The sequence below is a fragment of the Cognaticolwellia beringensis genome (assembly GCF_002076895.1).
Classification (GTDB): domain Bacteria; phylum Pseudomonadota; class Gammaproteobacteria; order Enterobacterales; family Alteromonadaceae; genus Cognaticolwellia; species Cognaticolwellia beringensis.
In genome coordinates this window covers 3,961,943-3,977,324 of record NZ_CP020465.1, presented here as the reverse complement: position 1 = coordinate 3,977,324, position 15,382 = coordinate 3,961,943, and the positions used below count along the sequence as shown (strand labels likewise).

The following is a 15,382-nucleotide window of genomic DNA, read 5'->3' as shown; positions in this document are numbered from 1 at the left end:
ATCTTAAGGTTAGTCTGGTATCTTGTTATTAATAACAATTCTATGTTGCAGGTAACCTTTGAAAGTTTTAATTATTGAGGATTCAACTTCTCTGCGAAGAAGCTTAAAAATTGGCTTATCAAACTTAGGCTATACCGTCGATGACACCGGTGATGGCTCTGAAGGATTAAGCATGGCACTCGCGGGTGACTATTCTTTGCTGATACTTGATTTAATGCTCCCTTCTGTGGATGGCACAGCCATATTAAAAGCGATTAGAAAAGCCAATAAAGACCTCCGGGTTTTAATTTTATCAGCCCGAGATCTAACAGAAGACAAAATTGAAGGTTTACTTAACGGTGCTGACGATTATCTCACTAAACCTTTTTCATTCGATGAACTTCATGTCCGCTTATTGTGCCTCATGCGCAGAGGTTCTTTAAATGTTAGTGACAGTAAAGTTAATATCGGCTTGTTTTCATTAGACCTGCACTTAAAGCAATTATTTTGTGATGGCAATGATGCCAATTTAACCCCAAATGAATACAAGCTTGTTGAATGTTTATTTACCAATCAAGGCAAAGTAATATCCCCTGAAAAATTAAGTGAATATTTAGCGGGCCAATACGATGCCATTGCAAAAAACTCTATCGAAGCACACCTTTCCACGGCTAGAAAAAAAGTAAAATTACTCGGACATGATTTACCCATAAAAACCAAGCGTGGCTTCGGCTATTTTTGTTGAGACCTGTAGATGATTTCTATTAAGAAAAAATTAAGTCGTTATATATCCATTTCAATTTCGATATTATTAGTCGCCATTTTCTTGCTCACTGACATTGCTGTTGATACTTGGATCAGTGGTGAATTCGATCGAGCCATGGTGAATAAAGTTGGATTGCTCACAACACTGGTTAGTGCAGATACTCATGAAATTGATTTTGATTTTGCTGATGAATTTATGCCTGAGTTTTCTGGCGTCAATGATCCTGAATACTTTCAATTATGGCTTGATAATAAAGTTTTTGAACGCTCTAAAACGCTTGAGCTTTTTGACATAAATGAATTACCTAAAGTTGAACTTGGAGACAAGCACTCAATAATAACTGACATTACCCTGCCCGATGGTCGTTCAGGAAAGATGCTTTTCACACAATTTATACCGCAAATAGACAGTGATGTTAGAGCAGAAAATGGTATATCCAAAGCGCAATTTTCTAAAAATCAAAAACCGATGGAACTTGCATACGCCATTAGTACTGAAGGTTTGAATCATATACTTTGGTTTGTTGATATCATTTTTATAGTGACATCGCTAATCGCTATTATTGCGGTAAGAATCATTGTTTTTAATGTGGTTATCCGTGAATTAAAACCCATAGAAAATCTGAGTCAAGAACTCAAAAAAATAAACTTAAATTCTGAAGTTAGCGAAATAAGTACTTGCAAGCTCCCCGAAGAACTCATCACAATTGCCAATGGTATCAATCACTTTATCAGTGAAAATAAGATTCTTTATGCAAGAGAGCAAAGGATCACCTCAGATATTGCGCATGAATTAAAAACACCGATAGCAGAATTACTCAACTTAAGTGAAGTGACGATTAAATTTCCCCATGAAAAACAACTCTCTGAGAACTTCCAAACCGATGTACTTAGCATTACCGAGCGTTTGCGTAATATTGTCAATGGCATACTTTTACTACAAAAAAGCAGTAACAAAGCTACATTAGAAAAACAACAGGTCGATGTAGATAAACTTATCAACTCAGTTATCACACTGGAAAATAAAGCCAATAGAGTCATTGATTATTACTTTAATAAGGCATGTGGAAACATCAATACCAATGAATTCGCCTTAACGACTGTATTATCGAATTTAATTAACAATGCCTTGTTTTACAGTCCAGATTCAACAGCAATAACGATAACGGTTGAGCCTTATTCTGATGATGAACAAATCATGCTAAAAATGACTAATCGCTGTGAACATGATTATAGTGAGGCAGATCTCGCCTTATTCTTTGAACCTTTATGGCAGAAAGATTCGTCAAGAACTTCAGTCGAAAGATACGGCTTGGGCTTAGCTATTGTTAAATCTTATTGTGAAAATATCTCGGCTGATTTAAATGTCGCAATGTCAGCCGAAAAAGAAATAACCTTCACGATTATATTTTGAAAGGCTTTAACTGCTTAATTATCTGGAATAATATATTCACTATCTTTTTTATTCTCATAGAGTTTTAAGTTTAAACTAAGCTAATTATCAGTTTGCCCTAAGCCTATCTTAAGTTTACATATTTAACATACAAACACTTATTAATAGGTGTTTACATGCTAAATATTTTCAAACATATTCCAATCATAACCTTACTCATTTCATCGAATTTAAAATTCAATATTGCTGCGAAAAAAAGTCATTGGCAACAAAGTGTCAATCATAACTTTATTTGCACTGATACATTCGAATTGATTGAGCCATTTTCTCTTCTTATCGATAGCAGATTTAATTTTTTTCACCGTAAAAATAAGGCAAATATTCTAATCGCTGAGTTTAACTTTTGTGCAAGTCTAGGCCTGATAAAATGAAAAAAATTATCTCCTATTTTGAAAATTTAACCATAACAACCAATCAGTTGCTGTTTTTTACTTGCTGTTATATTGCATTGGTGTTGAATCTACCCTTTTTGTCAAAAGCAAGCACAGCAATAACGGCTTTAGATAATTATAATGTGCTATTTTTAATCTCTTTACCAATATTCTTACTCTCATTAAGCGTAGTATTCCAAGGGATATTTTCTTTTCGATGGCTAACTAAGCCTTTACTGATCACCACTGTCATTATTTCATCACTGATATTTTATGGCACAATTACTTATGGTATCGTTTTTGATTACGGTATGGTGCAAAATACCCTTGAAACAGACTCGGCTGAGGCACTATCTTACGTTAATTTGCACGCCAGCTTATTTTTCCTAATTTTTGGTGTTTTACCATCATTTATAATCTATAAGGTAAAACTAACTTATAAACCTTTTTTCAGAGAATTATTAACTCGCTTAAAAATTATTACTTTCAGTTTTGCTGTCGTTCTCTTAATCGCCAGCGTTTTTTATTCAAATTATGCGGCCGTAGGTAGAAATAATAAAGATCTCTTGGGATATGTTACGCCTTATAAAATGGCTGATGCGAGCTATAAATTTGTCAGAAACCATTATTTTTATCCTCCTATGAAGTTTCAGGTTTTAGATACTGCGCCGACAATTGTCCGCGATAGTAGTCGTAAGCATGTCACGGTAATGGTGTTAGGTGAAACCGCTCGTGCACAAAGCTTTTCACTCAATGGTTATACAAAACCGACCAATCAGTATACTGAAACTCAAGGCGTGATATCTTTTTCAAATATGAGCTCTTGTGGAACAGCAACAGCGGTTTCTGTGCCTTGTATGTTCTCTAGATTAAACAAAGATAACTACAGCAAACGCAAATCTACCGCCCAGCAAAACGCCGTAGATTTAATACATTTAGCCGGCGCTGATATTTTATGGATCAGTAATAATAATGGTAGCTGTAAAGGCGTGTGTACCCGTGTAAAAACACTACAGGTCGATACTGATAAATCTAACCCTTTATGTGACGGTGAATATTGTTTCGATGAAGCATTATTAGCGCCATTAAAAAAGAAGCTTAATTCGCTAACTAATGAAAACACCCTGATTGTTTTGCACATGATTGGCTCTCACGGGCCAACCTATTTCAAGCGTTATCCAAGCAGTAAAAGCGTTTTTACACCAGACTGTCAACGTAGTGATATTCAAAACTGTAGCCAAGAGCAACTTATTAATACTTACGACAATACAATTGCCTATACTGACCTAGTGCTCTCAAAAGTCATTAATCAATTAAGCGAGCTTGATAAAAAAGATAATATCGAATCATCGCTACTTTATATTTCAGATCATGGAGAATCATTAGGTGAAAGTGGTGTTTATTTGCATGGTTTACCTTATGCTTTTGCTCCAGAAGAACAAACGCATGTACCGATGATTTTTTGGGCTGATCCTATTCAAAATGATTTTAATACTAAGTGCTTGAGTGACTTATCAAAAGCCCCTATAAGCCATGATAACGTTTTTGATACTTTACTCAGTATTATGTCCGTTAAGTCAACAGCCTATGATATTGAAAACGATCCATTCATAGATTGTAAATCGGAACACGCAATAGCCCGTACCACCACTTCACAAAAATTAGACATGGAGATAATAGACTAGTGTTTGACAATATAAATAAACCTAAAGGTGTAAAAAGAGTAGCTTTAGCGGCATTAAATTCATTTAGAGCCCTAAAATGGTTGTATCAGAATGAATCGGCATTTAGGCAAGAGTTATTATTGCTATTAATTGCTCTACCCATTTCTTTTGCATTTGACATCAGTGCCTTAGAACAAGTCTCGCTAATATTAGCAATACTGTTCATTATTTTTACTGAAATTATCAATACCGCCATTGAGGCAGTTGTTGACCGAATCGGCTTAGAGATTCACCCGTTATCGGGTTTAGCAAAAGATTTAGGCTCAGCAGCAGTTTTTATTAGTTTGATTATCGCCAGCAGTATTTGGCTGGTAATATTGCTGTAAAGCTCTTTCCCTTAATTTTTCCTTAATTAGTCAGTAGCTAAGAGATTAGCTACTTTTCAGTTTAAATTAAGCTTCCCTTAAGTTTCATATTTTAAAGTAGCACCGTGTTCTACTAGCGGTATTACTTACTATGTTTAAACCAACATACAACTTATTACGCCCATTTGCTTTATTTTCCCTATTACTTATTCTGACTTTATTCATTTCAAGATTAGGATTAGGGTTATGGCAAATCGATCGCTTCGAAAGTTTTGCCAGTTTTATGACCTTATTTTCACAGGGTTTTAGAATTGACTTAAGTGCGCTGGGTTATTTGTTAATATTACCTGCCCTATTACACCCTTGGTTTATGCTTTCTAAATACCAAAACGCATGGCTTAAAACCTTAAAAGGCATATTTTTCTTTATTTTTATCTGCGTACTATTTTTTGAACTAGCAACGCCAGCTTTTATCAATGAATATGGCTTTAGGCCCAACAGATTATTCATTGAATATTTACCTTATCCAAATGAAGTCATGAAAATGCTTTTCAATGGACATTTAATGACTTTAGTCATTGTTATTTGTTTATTGCTCATCACCAGTAAATACATTTGGCAGATTCTAAATAAAGTTATTGATGCTAGAGGGATTAACCACAAGCAATCAATTATATCTTCAAGCTTTTCATGTTTAGCTTTATTGATGGTACTTGTGCTTTGCACGCGAGGCACTATTGGTCATCGCCCTATTAATCCGTCATTAGTTTACTTTTCCACTGACCCATTAATTAATTCATTGACCCTAAATTCTATTTATAGCGTTGCTCATGCTTACAAACAGTTAGGCAACGAAAAAGATGCCGCTAAGCTTTACGGGAAAATGAGCACTGAAAAAGTTATTACGCTTATACAACAAGAAACAGGTTTAACACCTCAAGCTTTTAATGTTGAAACGCAACCTTCCTTGGCGTCAAGAACTGCGGTTTATCAAGGTAAACCAAAAAATCTCGTTATAATTTTAGAAGAAAGTTTAGGGGCTCAATTTGTATCCTCCTTAGGCGGACTTCCTCTAAGCCCAGAAATTAATAAACTTAATAAGCAAGGCTGGGCATTTAAAAATTTATATGCCACTGGTACACGTTCTGTAAGAGGGATTGAAGCGGTAATTACAGGATTTACGCCAACGCCTGCAAGAGCTGTTGTTAAGCTAGATAAGTCACAAACGGGTTTCTTCACCATTGCGAGCTTACTTGCAAAGCATGATTACACAACGCAATTTATTTACGGCGGCGAAAGTCATTTCGACAACATGAAGAGTTTTTTCTTAGGCAATGGTTTTACTGATATTGTTGACTTTAAAGATATTAAAAACCCTAATTTTGTCGGCTCTTGGGGTGCCAGCGATGAAGATTTATTCAAGCAAGCAGATATAGAGCTAACTAAACTTAATAATAATGACCAACCTTTTTTCAGCTTTATTTTTTCATCTAGTAATCATGATCCCTTTGAAATTCCAGACGGTATAGTTACGCCTATCGATTATACCGATGAGCAGTTAGCACAATATGACGAGAAAGAATTGTCACGCCATAAAGCAATTCAATATGCTGATTATGCTTTGGGTAAATTTATCGCTAATGCAAAGCAGCAACCCTATTGGCAAGATACTATATTTCTCATTGTTGCTGATCATGATGCTAGAGCACTAGGCAGTGACCTTGTGCCGATTAAAAATTTCCATATACCAGGTGTTATTCTTAATTCATCTAAGCAGAATTTTTCTGATGAAAGAGTAGTCAGTCAAATTGACTTAGCACCAACACTATTATCATTGATGGGCATTAACAATTATTCTCCAATGCTCGGACATGATCTGAACAATCCGAATGTTACCGAACGGGCTATGATGCAATACGCTGACAATTTTGCTTATATGGAAAATGACGAAGTTACTATTTTACAACCCCAAAAAGCCCCGTTGAATTTCAGTTATGATTTCAAAGAAAAAAGCTTAACACCTAAAAATTTAAATCAACCGCTATCAGAAATAGCATTGGCGCATGCTTTATGGGGCAGTTTAGCTTATGAAAATGAATGGTATGTATTACCAGATGATATCAATAATGATAATCAAGTTGATATAAAATATACAGCAGTTATTAAATAACGAATAACGTTAACTTCTAATTTTTAAATTAACGTTATTCGTTTGTAACTAGCGAGCTATTGCCTAATTAAATGAGTCAGTTAGAGCGCGAATTACTCACTATATTCAATAGAATCGATATGAACAATGGTAGTTTTACTATTACCTAAAGGCCATTCGATTTCTTGTCCAATAGATAAGCCGATTAAGGCACTACCAACGGGTGTGAGGATCGATAAAGTACCAGTTTCCTTAGTATCTTTAGGGTAGACAAGTTTAAGAGCAAAAGTCTTTTGTGTCGAAAGCATCGTGAATGTTACGGTAGAATTCATCCGCACAACATTACTTGGCAGCTTTACTTTATCTACAGTTTTCGCTCGCTCTAATTCATCAATTAGTAACGCGTGCGAAGGTGCAAATTCTTCATTCTCTATCATAGAGTGTAAGCCATCATAGTCTTCATGGCTTATAATTAATTTTGGTTTTTTCATTATATACCTCTTATTTTTAAATTAACTGACCTAATAAAATATTAATTTTTGTCTATATCTTTACCTGTAAAGTGGAGATAGTAGCTATCTATCGCACGAGCTAATCCTTCAATAGTAAACTCCTTTGGCATAATGCTGACTGTTAATCCAGCATCTAAACACGCCTGATACGTTGTTGTTCCTATGGCGCAAAGCACCGTATTTTTTAAAGCCTGTTCATTTTTAGCGGTATTTAAGATCGACGTCAAAGCAAGCACAGATGACGGAGATGTAAATACAAAACAATCGACATTCTTTGCATCAAATAAAGCTTGCGCAGGTTTTTCAAGCGATTTTCTTAATGTCGTTTGGTAAATAATAGGTGAAATTATCGAATAACCTTTTTCAGCAAGCACCTGTTCTAATTTTAACGCTGCTCGATTTCCTTTTGGAAAAAATATTTTTAAGCTATCAGCCGCTATACGTGGAAATAAATCGCCTAACGATTCAGCTGTATATATGCTGGGCATCATATCGGCAATAAGGCCATATTCAGCCAACTGGCGAGAAACCATCGGGCCAACAGCACAAATTTTCATTGCGTTAAGTGCAGATGCACTAATACCTAAAAGCTTCAGGAATGCTATGGTTTCAATAACCGCGTATTGAGAAGTAAAAATTAAATAATCAGCAGTTACTGCTTGAGTAAAGTCATTTTTAAGTTGTTGATTTTTTTCAACCGCCGCTATCTTGATCGTTGGGCAAGCAATAACCTTGAACTTTTTAGCTGACAACACTTTTAAGGCGCTACCAAGCTGCGAGTATTCTCTGCTAAACAAAACATTTATAGGGAGAGCATCCATGTTGTTACCTTTTGATCGCCTGTGAAATTGCCCGAATTAACTTTACTGCTACATATTCTTCATATGAATCAACAGGATCGAAATTTCGCTCATATAGCAACTCAACATTTTCTAATCGAGCATAAACTTGCTCAATTATATCTTGCTTTTCATTAGCCATATTTTCTATTAACTCAGTGGTTTCATAGAGGTAATCCCAAAAATTATTATGCATATATCTATTATCAATCTCGAATAAATGGTGGTGAGTGTTAATTGCACAAATTTAAACTAGCCACGAATAGCAGGCACCATTTATGTGCTGTTACTTGTCTTTTCGTAGATTAGTTTTGTTTACGTGTTGGGCGACTAAGTTAAAGCTGTATTTAGTCGCCCTAAAATGGGCAAGGTGCGAACAGGTACCATCTGTGTAATGGATAAGTCATCAACTAAAGCAATGAACTGAATAAATGATAATGTAAGCATATATTAATCGTAACATAGACCACTATTTTTACCAATAATGGTTAATCCCAGGGTTATATTAAGTTAATTGCGGTGAACGAGTTAAATTTCAAGTCAAAAGTAATAAATGTTTTATATATAAAATAAACCATGACAATTAATTCTAATACAATTGCTACAAAGCATATTTTTACACTTTAGCATTCAATCATAAATCTATTCACCACCGTTTACACCGACTTTTCAATAGTTAATTACCCTATTAGCTAGTGATGATTTAGAGAATTTACTTTAAAGCGCTTACTACTTCAAGCAAGAATAAGTTTTACCATTAGTGTATGGCATTACGAGGACTTCAAATTACTTTACATTACAAATGTATTCATTTAAAACAGTGATAATGGTATTTATTGACTGTAATTTATGCTCGCGTAAACTAGTGTATAATATATTGAAGTAAAATGAGTTTAGCGTTCAAAATTAACCTTTTACTGACATGTGTTAATGCTCAATTAAGGATAACTATGCTGAACGAATCCGGAGTCAAAGACATAAATAGCACTAATCGAAATAGGTTTAAACTCACAGCGTCATTATTAGTATTACTCGGTGCAGTCGCCATCGGTTTTACGCTGTCAATTATCCAAATTCAGTCGGGTACGGCCGCTTATTTAGCTGCGTTAAGTAATTGGTCTCACGGGGTGAGCGAATCGGTCAGACAAAGTGAAATTTATTTGCGATCTGGAGATCCTCGGGCCTTAAAGTTGGCGCGAGATAAATACCAACTCCCGCTGGGTCATATGCTAGGTCGTCTAATATTAGAGCGCGATGTTTTAGATTATGACTCTGCCTATCGTGGATTTTTACAAGGTGGTAATCATCCTGATGATATTTCTCGCATGATATGGTTATTTCGCTTTTTTCAAAATGCACCTTATTTTAAAGATGCGGTAAAAGCTTGGCAGAGCTCAGATCCATGGATAGTAAGGCTAGGCAATACCTTAGACAAATTACCCCACACCAGACAAAAATCCTTAATTGAAGTGGAAGTACTACAATCCGAGCTAGATGAAATTACACAGAAGCTCGCTCAGCCACAAACTGAATTTCAAGTAAAAATGAGTTTGGCTAGTCGTGTTTTGGCAATATTATTGTCAATAGTAAGCGTTATTTTCTTTCTATTATTAGGTGGCATTGCTACCTTGCTGCTAAAAAAATTAACCTCCACCATACGTATTTCTGAGTACAAATTTAGAAGCACCTTTGAAAATGCTGCTGTCGGTATTGCACAGCTAGATGCTGATGGCCGCATTAAAGATGCTAATAGCGCCTTGTGCGATATTCTTAATTATAACTTCACGGTACTTTCACAATTAAGGTATAACCAGTTAATTCATCCTGAAGATAGCAATATTTTTATAGAAGAACGTGCGATCTTAGACAAAGGTTTAAGCGAAAGGGTTAGCTTTAAACAGCGCTTACATCGCATTGACAGTAGCGTGATTTGGGTACAAACCACGATGTCGCGTTTTGAGTGGGGAAACCCGAGCGAAATACGTTATATTTGTATTATAGAAGACGTATCTGAGCAACAGCGTCTCAGTAAAGAGCTAAGCTACCAAGCCCGCCATGATAACTTAACGGGCCTAATTAACCGCAGAGCTTTTGATGGTTACTTAAGCGAATCTCTATTAAAAGCCCGAAGTGAGAACTTTGTTCATTGTCTTTGTTTTATCGACTTAGACCAATTTAAAGTGATCAACGACACACTTGGCCATTTTGCCGGCGATCAACTACTACTACAAGTTACGCAACTATTTAGCCGACAATTAAGAAAAAGTGACTTATTAGCCCGTTTGGGTGGTGACGAGTTTGGGTTAATTCTAGATTGCTGCGAGCCTGAGCAAGCGATTAAAACAGCGGAAAACCTGCGAAATAGCTTGAGTGAATTCCCATTTAGTTGGGATGGTCGTGCCTTTAATATCGGCTGTAGTATTGGTATTACTCCTATTATGGCCACTAGTACTGATGAAGCATCATTATTACAGGCTGCAGACTCGGCTTGTCACATGGCTAAAGAGCAAGGTCGTAATCGTGTGATATTAACTTATCAAGGAGATAAAGAACTCGCAGCTCGTCGTATACAAATGGAGTGGATCGAACGTATTCGCCGAGCTATCGAGACTGATAGCTTATATTTAGATGCACAAAAATTAGTTTCTCTGACATCAGTTCAACATACACATATCGAAGTTTTAGTGCGCATGTTAGGAGAGAACAACGAAATTATCCCACCAGGTGCATTTATACCTGCTGCTGAACGATTCAATCTAGTGCACTTACTTGACCGATGGGTAATAGAGAAAGTCTGCTCACATTTACAACGTTATCCTCTAGAATTAAATGGCTTTGACGTTTGCCATATTAATATTTCAGGTAAAAGTTTTGATCAAGAAGACTTTACTGACTTTACGTTAAAAACCATCGCGCACTATAATATTCCAGCCAATAAACTTTGTTTTGAAATAACCGAAACCGCGGCGGTTAGCAACTTGAACGTTGTACGTAACTTTATGGAAAAGCTAAGAGAATTAGGCAGCAGCTTCGCGCTGGATGATTTTGGTGCGGGGTTATCCTCCTTTGCCTACCTTAAGCAATTCCCCGTCCAATATCTCAAAATTGATGGCGTATTTGTCAAAAACATGGCCAACGATAAAACAGATAAAGCTATGGTTAGAGCCATTAGCGATATAGGTAAAACCTTAGGTAAAGTCATCGTTGCTGAGTTTGTCGAAGACGAGCCCGCCTTAAAATGTTTACAAGAAATGGGCGTTGAATTTGCACAAGGTTATCATTTACATAAACCTGAGCGGCTTGACGGACTTGTCAATAAATCACGCGTTGGCTAACACAGAAAGATACAACTAAGTTGCGCTGGCGAAACTCATGTAGACGATTAATCAACTTGGTATAACTTATAAAAATAACACTTAATTTATTTGGTTAATTAAAAGGCAGTAATTAGATTGCCCGCTTGGAGAATAAAACCAATTAAAATCAATACCCAATTTATTTTAAATCTAACGATGAATTGTTATGGTTTATTTATGTATTGGATATTAACTGAACATTTCACTGGCGCTATAAGCCACTAAAAATCCAACGGCGGCAATTGGGCCGGTAATGTCATGCATACCTTCAAAGGCTTCTGGGATCATAGTTTGTATGATCATGACCAAAATTGCACCTGCAGCTAACGCCGTTGCAAAACCTATATATTCGTTACCAAGCTCTCCCAAAATAGTTAAACCAAGATAAGCCGATATGGCTAGCACAATAGTAATGGCAATCCATAGGGTAAAAACAAATGTGGCGCTTTTACCGCTCTTTTTCATACCAGCAGAGCTTGATAACCCTTCTGGTATATTCGACATAAATACCGCAAAGACCGTGACTAAGGCAACACCACCGCCTTCTATCATACTAACCCCAATTGCAGCCGACTCTGGAATGCCGTCGATTAACGCCCCTAAAGCAATCGCGATACCCGCAGACTGGGCAACTCCTTTTTTTTCAGAGTTATTACCGACAGATTTGGGTATACCTTGTGAACGTTTACGATGCAGGCCGCCATTATGTGCTACCAAATAGTTTGCCAGAGAATAAATCAAAACACCGCAAGCGAAACCGCTAACAGAATATAACAAACCACCTTGCTCTGTTGCCTTGGCCATTAACTCGAATGACAGTGCTGAAATTAGCACCCCCGCACCAAATGCCATAATGCTTGAAATAACTTTATGAGGTAGGTTAACAAAATAACCCACTATCGCACCAATAATAAGTGCTAGGCCTGACACCCCGCCCCAAATCGCAGCCTCTAACGCTTGATTAATCATTTTAAATAATGACTTCCTTAATTAACTAATGCTTTTTATAAATAATAGTTAATAATAACAGTTATTTACCCTTGTACATATGGTTTAAGAGTGGTTTTTTAAGAGTGTTCAATTCATTAAGTACTGTACTTTATCCCTTTGACTTGATCACTTTGACTTGATCACTTTCAGGAATAGCAGATAAATCTTCAAGTTTGTTAAACAACCAGAACTATTATTGAATTGCTGAAAAACTCACTACGTAAATTTATAAAAAGTCAGCAAAGCATATAATAATTTCAAGCATAAATGTCTCATCACTACAAAGATAAAGCGCACTCTTTTATTGTACCATGATCATCAAGAGCCAATTCACAGTTACAAGATGCTACTTTTATTTAATAGTCATTACTTATTTCCATTGATAAAATTAGTTTTGAGTTGACTATTATTTACGATTTACCATCATTGCATGATATGTGAACACTCAAAATTTCAAAGCAAGTCATTTTATAGTAAATTTTTCACTGACCAGATTAAACATTCAATTGAGGAAATAAATTATCATGTTCAAAAAATACTTAGGACGTTCTTGTCTTGTATTAGCGCTAACATTATCGGGTTGCGTATCAACAGAACTGGCAACCGAGGAATCAAAAGCCACCGCCCCACTTGCTAATCTCACCAACACCTATTGGAAGCTGATGCAACTAGACGGTACAAACGTTGAAATGACGCCTGAACAAAAACATGAACGTCATTTCACATTACATAGCAATGATGGTCGCATAGCCGGGTTTTCTGGCTGTAACCGCTTTTTTGGGCAATTTAATACAAAGGCAATAGCAGTAGGATCAGGCAACTTACAATTCAGCGCTTTAGGAGCAACCCAAATGGCTTGCCCAGATGCTAAATTAAATGAGCAGTCTGTATTGAATGTATTTGCTAATACCACTTCTTATAAAATCACAGCAGAATCCCTAGCGTTGTTCAATCAAGATGGAGTTGAATTAGCAAGTTTCGCTGCCGTATATTTTTAGATTAACAGGCAATTCCCTGTCTTTTGTAACGATTTATATAATACAAAAAATTTTATATGAGTTACAAAATATTATTCGATTTAACAGGTAAAATAATTTTTAACTATTGGTGCTGCACTCACTTAGGTAAAGTGGATAAAATTATAAGTGTAGTCTTATATTTTCCCGCACCAATCTCAACGTTATTAGCGAACAGATCTTGTTTGTGCACCTTAGTTGAGTTCAAACACTTGATTAATAAGAATGGTATTTGACACTAAGCCTTAAGAATACGGCTTAGTGTCTACAAATTAGTATATTAACTTCAACAAAACATGCGCTAGTGTTTAGCCAGTAACCTAATGTCATTGCCCGTAGGCGACTCATGTACTCTGAGTGAAAATGCTGGCAAAACCGCAATAATATGATCGAAAATATCGGACTGAATATCCTCGTAAAGCACCCAGCTTGTGGTATTCGTAAAAGCATAAATTTGAATTGGCAAGCCATTACTCGTTGGCTCTAGCTGTCTAACGATTAAGGTCATCCCCTGATGAATATTAGGGTGGTTTCTCAAAAACGATAAGAGATATTTTCTGAACGTGCCAACATTGGTCAGTCGTCGACCATTTTGCATGACGGTCATGTCGATCTTTTTATCGGTATTTTCTTTTTCAATTGCCGGTACCGTATGAGTTATATACTCGCTTAATAATTGTGCTTTTTTCAATTCAGTTATTTGTGCTTTATCTAAGAAGCAAACACTGCTCATTTCGAGGTGAATACAGCGTTTTATTCTTCTGCCGCCAGATTCAGACATGCCGCGCCAGTTTTTAAATGAGTCTGAAATAAGTGCATAAGTTGGAATAGTAGTAATAGTTTTATCCCAATTTCTGACTTTTACCGTGGTTAAAGCAATATCGACTACATCACCGTCTGCACCATATTTAGGCATTTCAAGCCAATCACCCACTGCAAGCATGTTATTCGCAGAAAGCTGTATCCCAGCAACTAAGCCTAAAATAGGATCTTTAAATACTAATAACAGCACCGCAGACAATGCGCCTAAACCACTTAATAAAATCAGCGGCGATTTGTCCATCAGTAACGAAACGGCCAAGATGGTGGTTAAAACACTGGCTATCAGTTTAACCGTCTGTAAAAGCCCTCTTAACGGGAAATGTGCCTGAGTTTGGCGCTTATCTGCAAGTGATTGTAAAATATCTAAAAAAGTAAACAATGATAACAATAAGAATAAGATAATCCATTGGTCAGTTACCACTTGCACAAAGTGTAAGAACGATGCTTCTGCAGGTAGCCACAGCTTGGCTTGTATCACCACTACAGCGCCTTGAAGCGCAAACGAAAGTCGGCTTGCTAGGCGTTGAATTAACTCGATGGTGATGTTTTTTACTTGCCCTTTGTCCATAATCTCAAACTTGCCCTTGAGAAAATGCCTAGCTGAGCCCCTGATGATATAATGTAGTGTAACGGCAAATATGGTTATCCATAAAACGACTAATATGTCATACCAAAAAAAGGCATTACCCGGCATACTTTGCTCAAACCAGCCTAATAAAAACTCTCTCAATTGTGCCCTTGTTTCAGTCATTTTAATGTTGCCCTTAATCATTTTTTGGAAGATTTAATAAATAAAAAATCACGTGCTGAAGTCTGTATTCAATAAAATAGTTGAAAACATTGTATTCAAAACTGGGTTTGTTTTGTTATTTGTAAAATAGATTAATAAGCAGTTTCAAACACGGTTTAGTTAACACGGCCTTTGATTAATCAATTCCACAAAATATTACTGTCTCGCTATATTGCCCAGATAAACAAACTCTGACTACATAGCTGAAGCTGATAATGTTTAGGCTGATAATTTTACACTAATCGCTGATAAATTTCATATGGTTAGCCAACAATAGTACAATTTTCAGCGTATAACTCATTAGGTTCTTT

At 36.2% G+C, this 15,382-nt stretch carries 12 protein-coding genes; 7 read left to right on the top strand and 5 right to left on the bottom strand.

From position 1 onward, the window contains the following. The first annotated feature begins 58 nt into the window (after positions 1–58). The 5 genes from B5D82_RS16725 to B5D82_RS16700 all read left to right on the top strand — a co-directional run bounded on the left by B5D82_RS16725 (position 59) and on the right by B5D82_RS16700 (position 6,767). Positions 59–724: a response regulator transcription factor gene (locus B5D82_RS16725; RefSeq protein WP_081153135.1), complete on the top strand. Its 666-nt coding sequence runs from the start codon at positions 59–61 to the stop codon at positions 722–724. A gap of 9 nt (positions 725–733) precedes the next feature. Then, complete coding sequence (locus tag B5D82_RS16720) at positions 734–2,158, top strand: sensor histidine kinase (protein WP_081153133.1); 1,425 nt, start codon at positions 734–736, stop codon at positions 2,156–2,158. 406 nt (positions 2,159–2,564) lie between these two features. Then, on the top strand, positions 2,565–4,253 hold the full coding sequence (locus B5D82_RS16710) for a phosphoethanolamine transferase (RefSeq protein WP_081153130.1): 1,689 nt from the start codon (positions 2,565–2,567) through the stop codon (positions 4,251–4,253). Further along, positions 4,253–4,618 (top strand): diacylglycerol kinase, encoded by a 366-nt coding sequence (locus B5D82_RS16705; protein WP_081153128.1) that lies wholly within the window; start codon positions 4,253–4,255, stop codon positions 4,616–4,618. The genes B5D82_RS16710 and B5D82_RS16705 overlap by 1 nt, the downstream gene beginning before the upstream one ends. Positions 4,619–4,748: 130 nt before the next feature. Next, on the top strand, positions 4,749–6,767 hold the full coding sequence (locus B5D82_RS16700) for an LTA synthase family protein (RefSeq protein ID WP_081153127.1): 2,019 nt from the start codon (positions 4,749–4,751) through the stop codon (positions 6,765–6,767). A gap of 92 nt (positions 6,768–6,859) precedes the next feature. Here the strand turns inward: B5D82_RS16700 and rnk are convergent, their stop codons facing one another. The 3 genes from rnk to B5D82_RS16685 are packed head-to-tail and all read right to left on the bottom strand — an operon-like array spanning position 6,860 to position 8,293. After that, positions 6,860–7,237: a nucleoside diphosphate kinase regulator gene (gene rnk, locus B5D82_RS16695; RefSeq protein WP_081153125.1), complete on the bottom strand. Its 378-nt coding sequence runs from the start codon at positions 7,235–7,237 to the stop codon at positions 6,860–6,862. 41 nt (positions 7,238–7,278) lie between these two features. Further along, a complete protein-coding gene (locus B5D82_RS16690; protein WP_081153124.1) occupies positions 7,279–8,079 on the bottom strand; it encodes a uroporphyrinogen-III synthase in 801 nt (266 codons plus the stop codon). A 4-nt stretch (positions 8,080–8,083) separates the two neighbouring features. Beyond that, entirely contained in the window at positions 8,084–8,293 is a 210-nt protein-coding gene (locus tag B5D82_RS16685) for a hypothetical protein (RefSeq protein WP_081153122.1), read from the bottom strand. Positions 8,294–9,047: 754 nt separating this feature from the next. Here B5D82_RS16685 and B5D82_RS16680 point away from each other — a divergent pair. Further along, positions 9,048–11,432 carry a putative bifunctional diguanylate cyclase/phosphodiesterase gene (locus B5D82_RS16680; RefSeq protein WP_172820653.1) on the top strand — a complete coding sequence of 795 codons (2,385 nt, stop codon included), beginning with the start codon at positions 9,048–9,050 and terminating at the stop codon, positions 11,430–11,432. A gap of 210 nt (positions 11,433–11,642) precedes the next feature. On the opposite strand, the gene B5D82_RS16675 is transcribed toward B5D82_RS16680, so the two are convergent. Then, the gene (locus B5D82_RS16675) at positions 11,643–12,422 is read right to left on the bottom strand and encodes a ZIP family metal transporter (RefSeq protein ID WP_245807497.1); all 780 of its coding nucleotides are present in this window, start codon (positions 12,420–12,422) and stop codon (positions 11,643–11,645) included. A 545-nt stretch (positions 12,423–12,967) separates the two neighbouring features. Here B5D82_RS16675 and B5D82_RS16670 point away from each other — a divergent pair. Then, positions 12,968–13,441: an META domain-containing protein gene (locus B5D82_RS16670; protein ID WP_081153120.1), complete on the top strand. Its 474-nt coding sequence runs from the start codon at positions 12,968–12,970 to the stop codon at positions 13,439–13,441. A gap of 319 nt (positions 13,442–13,760) precedes the next feature. Here B5D82_RS16670 and B5D82_RS16665 read toward each other — a convergent pair whose 3' ends face one another. After that, positions 13,761–15,032 carry a mechanosensitive ion channel family protein gene (locus B5D82_RS16665; RefSeq protein ID WP_081153118.1) on the bottom strand — a complete coding sequence of 424 codons (1,272 nt, stop codon included), beginning with the start codon at positions 15,030–15,032 and terminating at the stop codon, positions 13,761–13,763. Positions 15,033–15,382 lie beyond the last annotated feature (350 nt).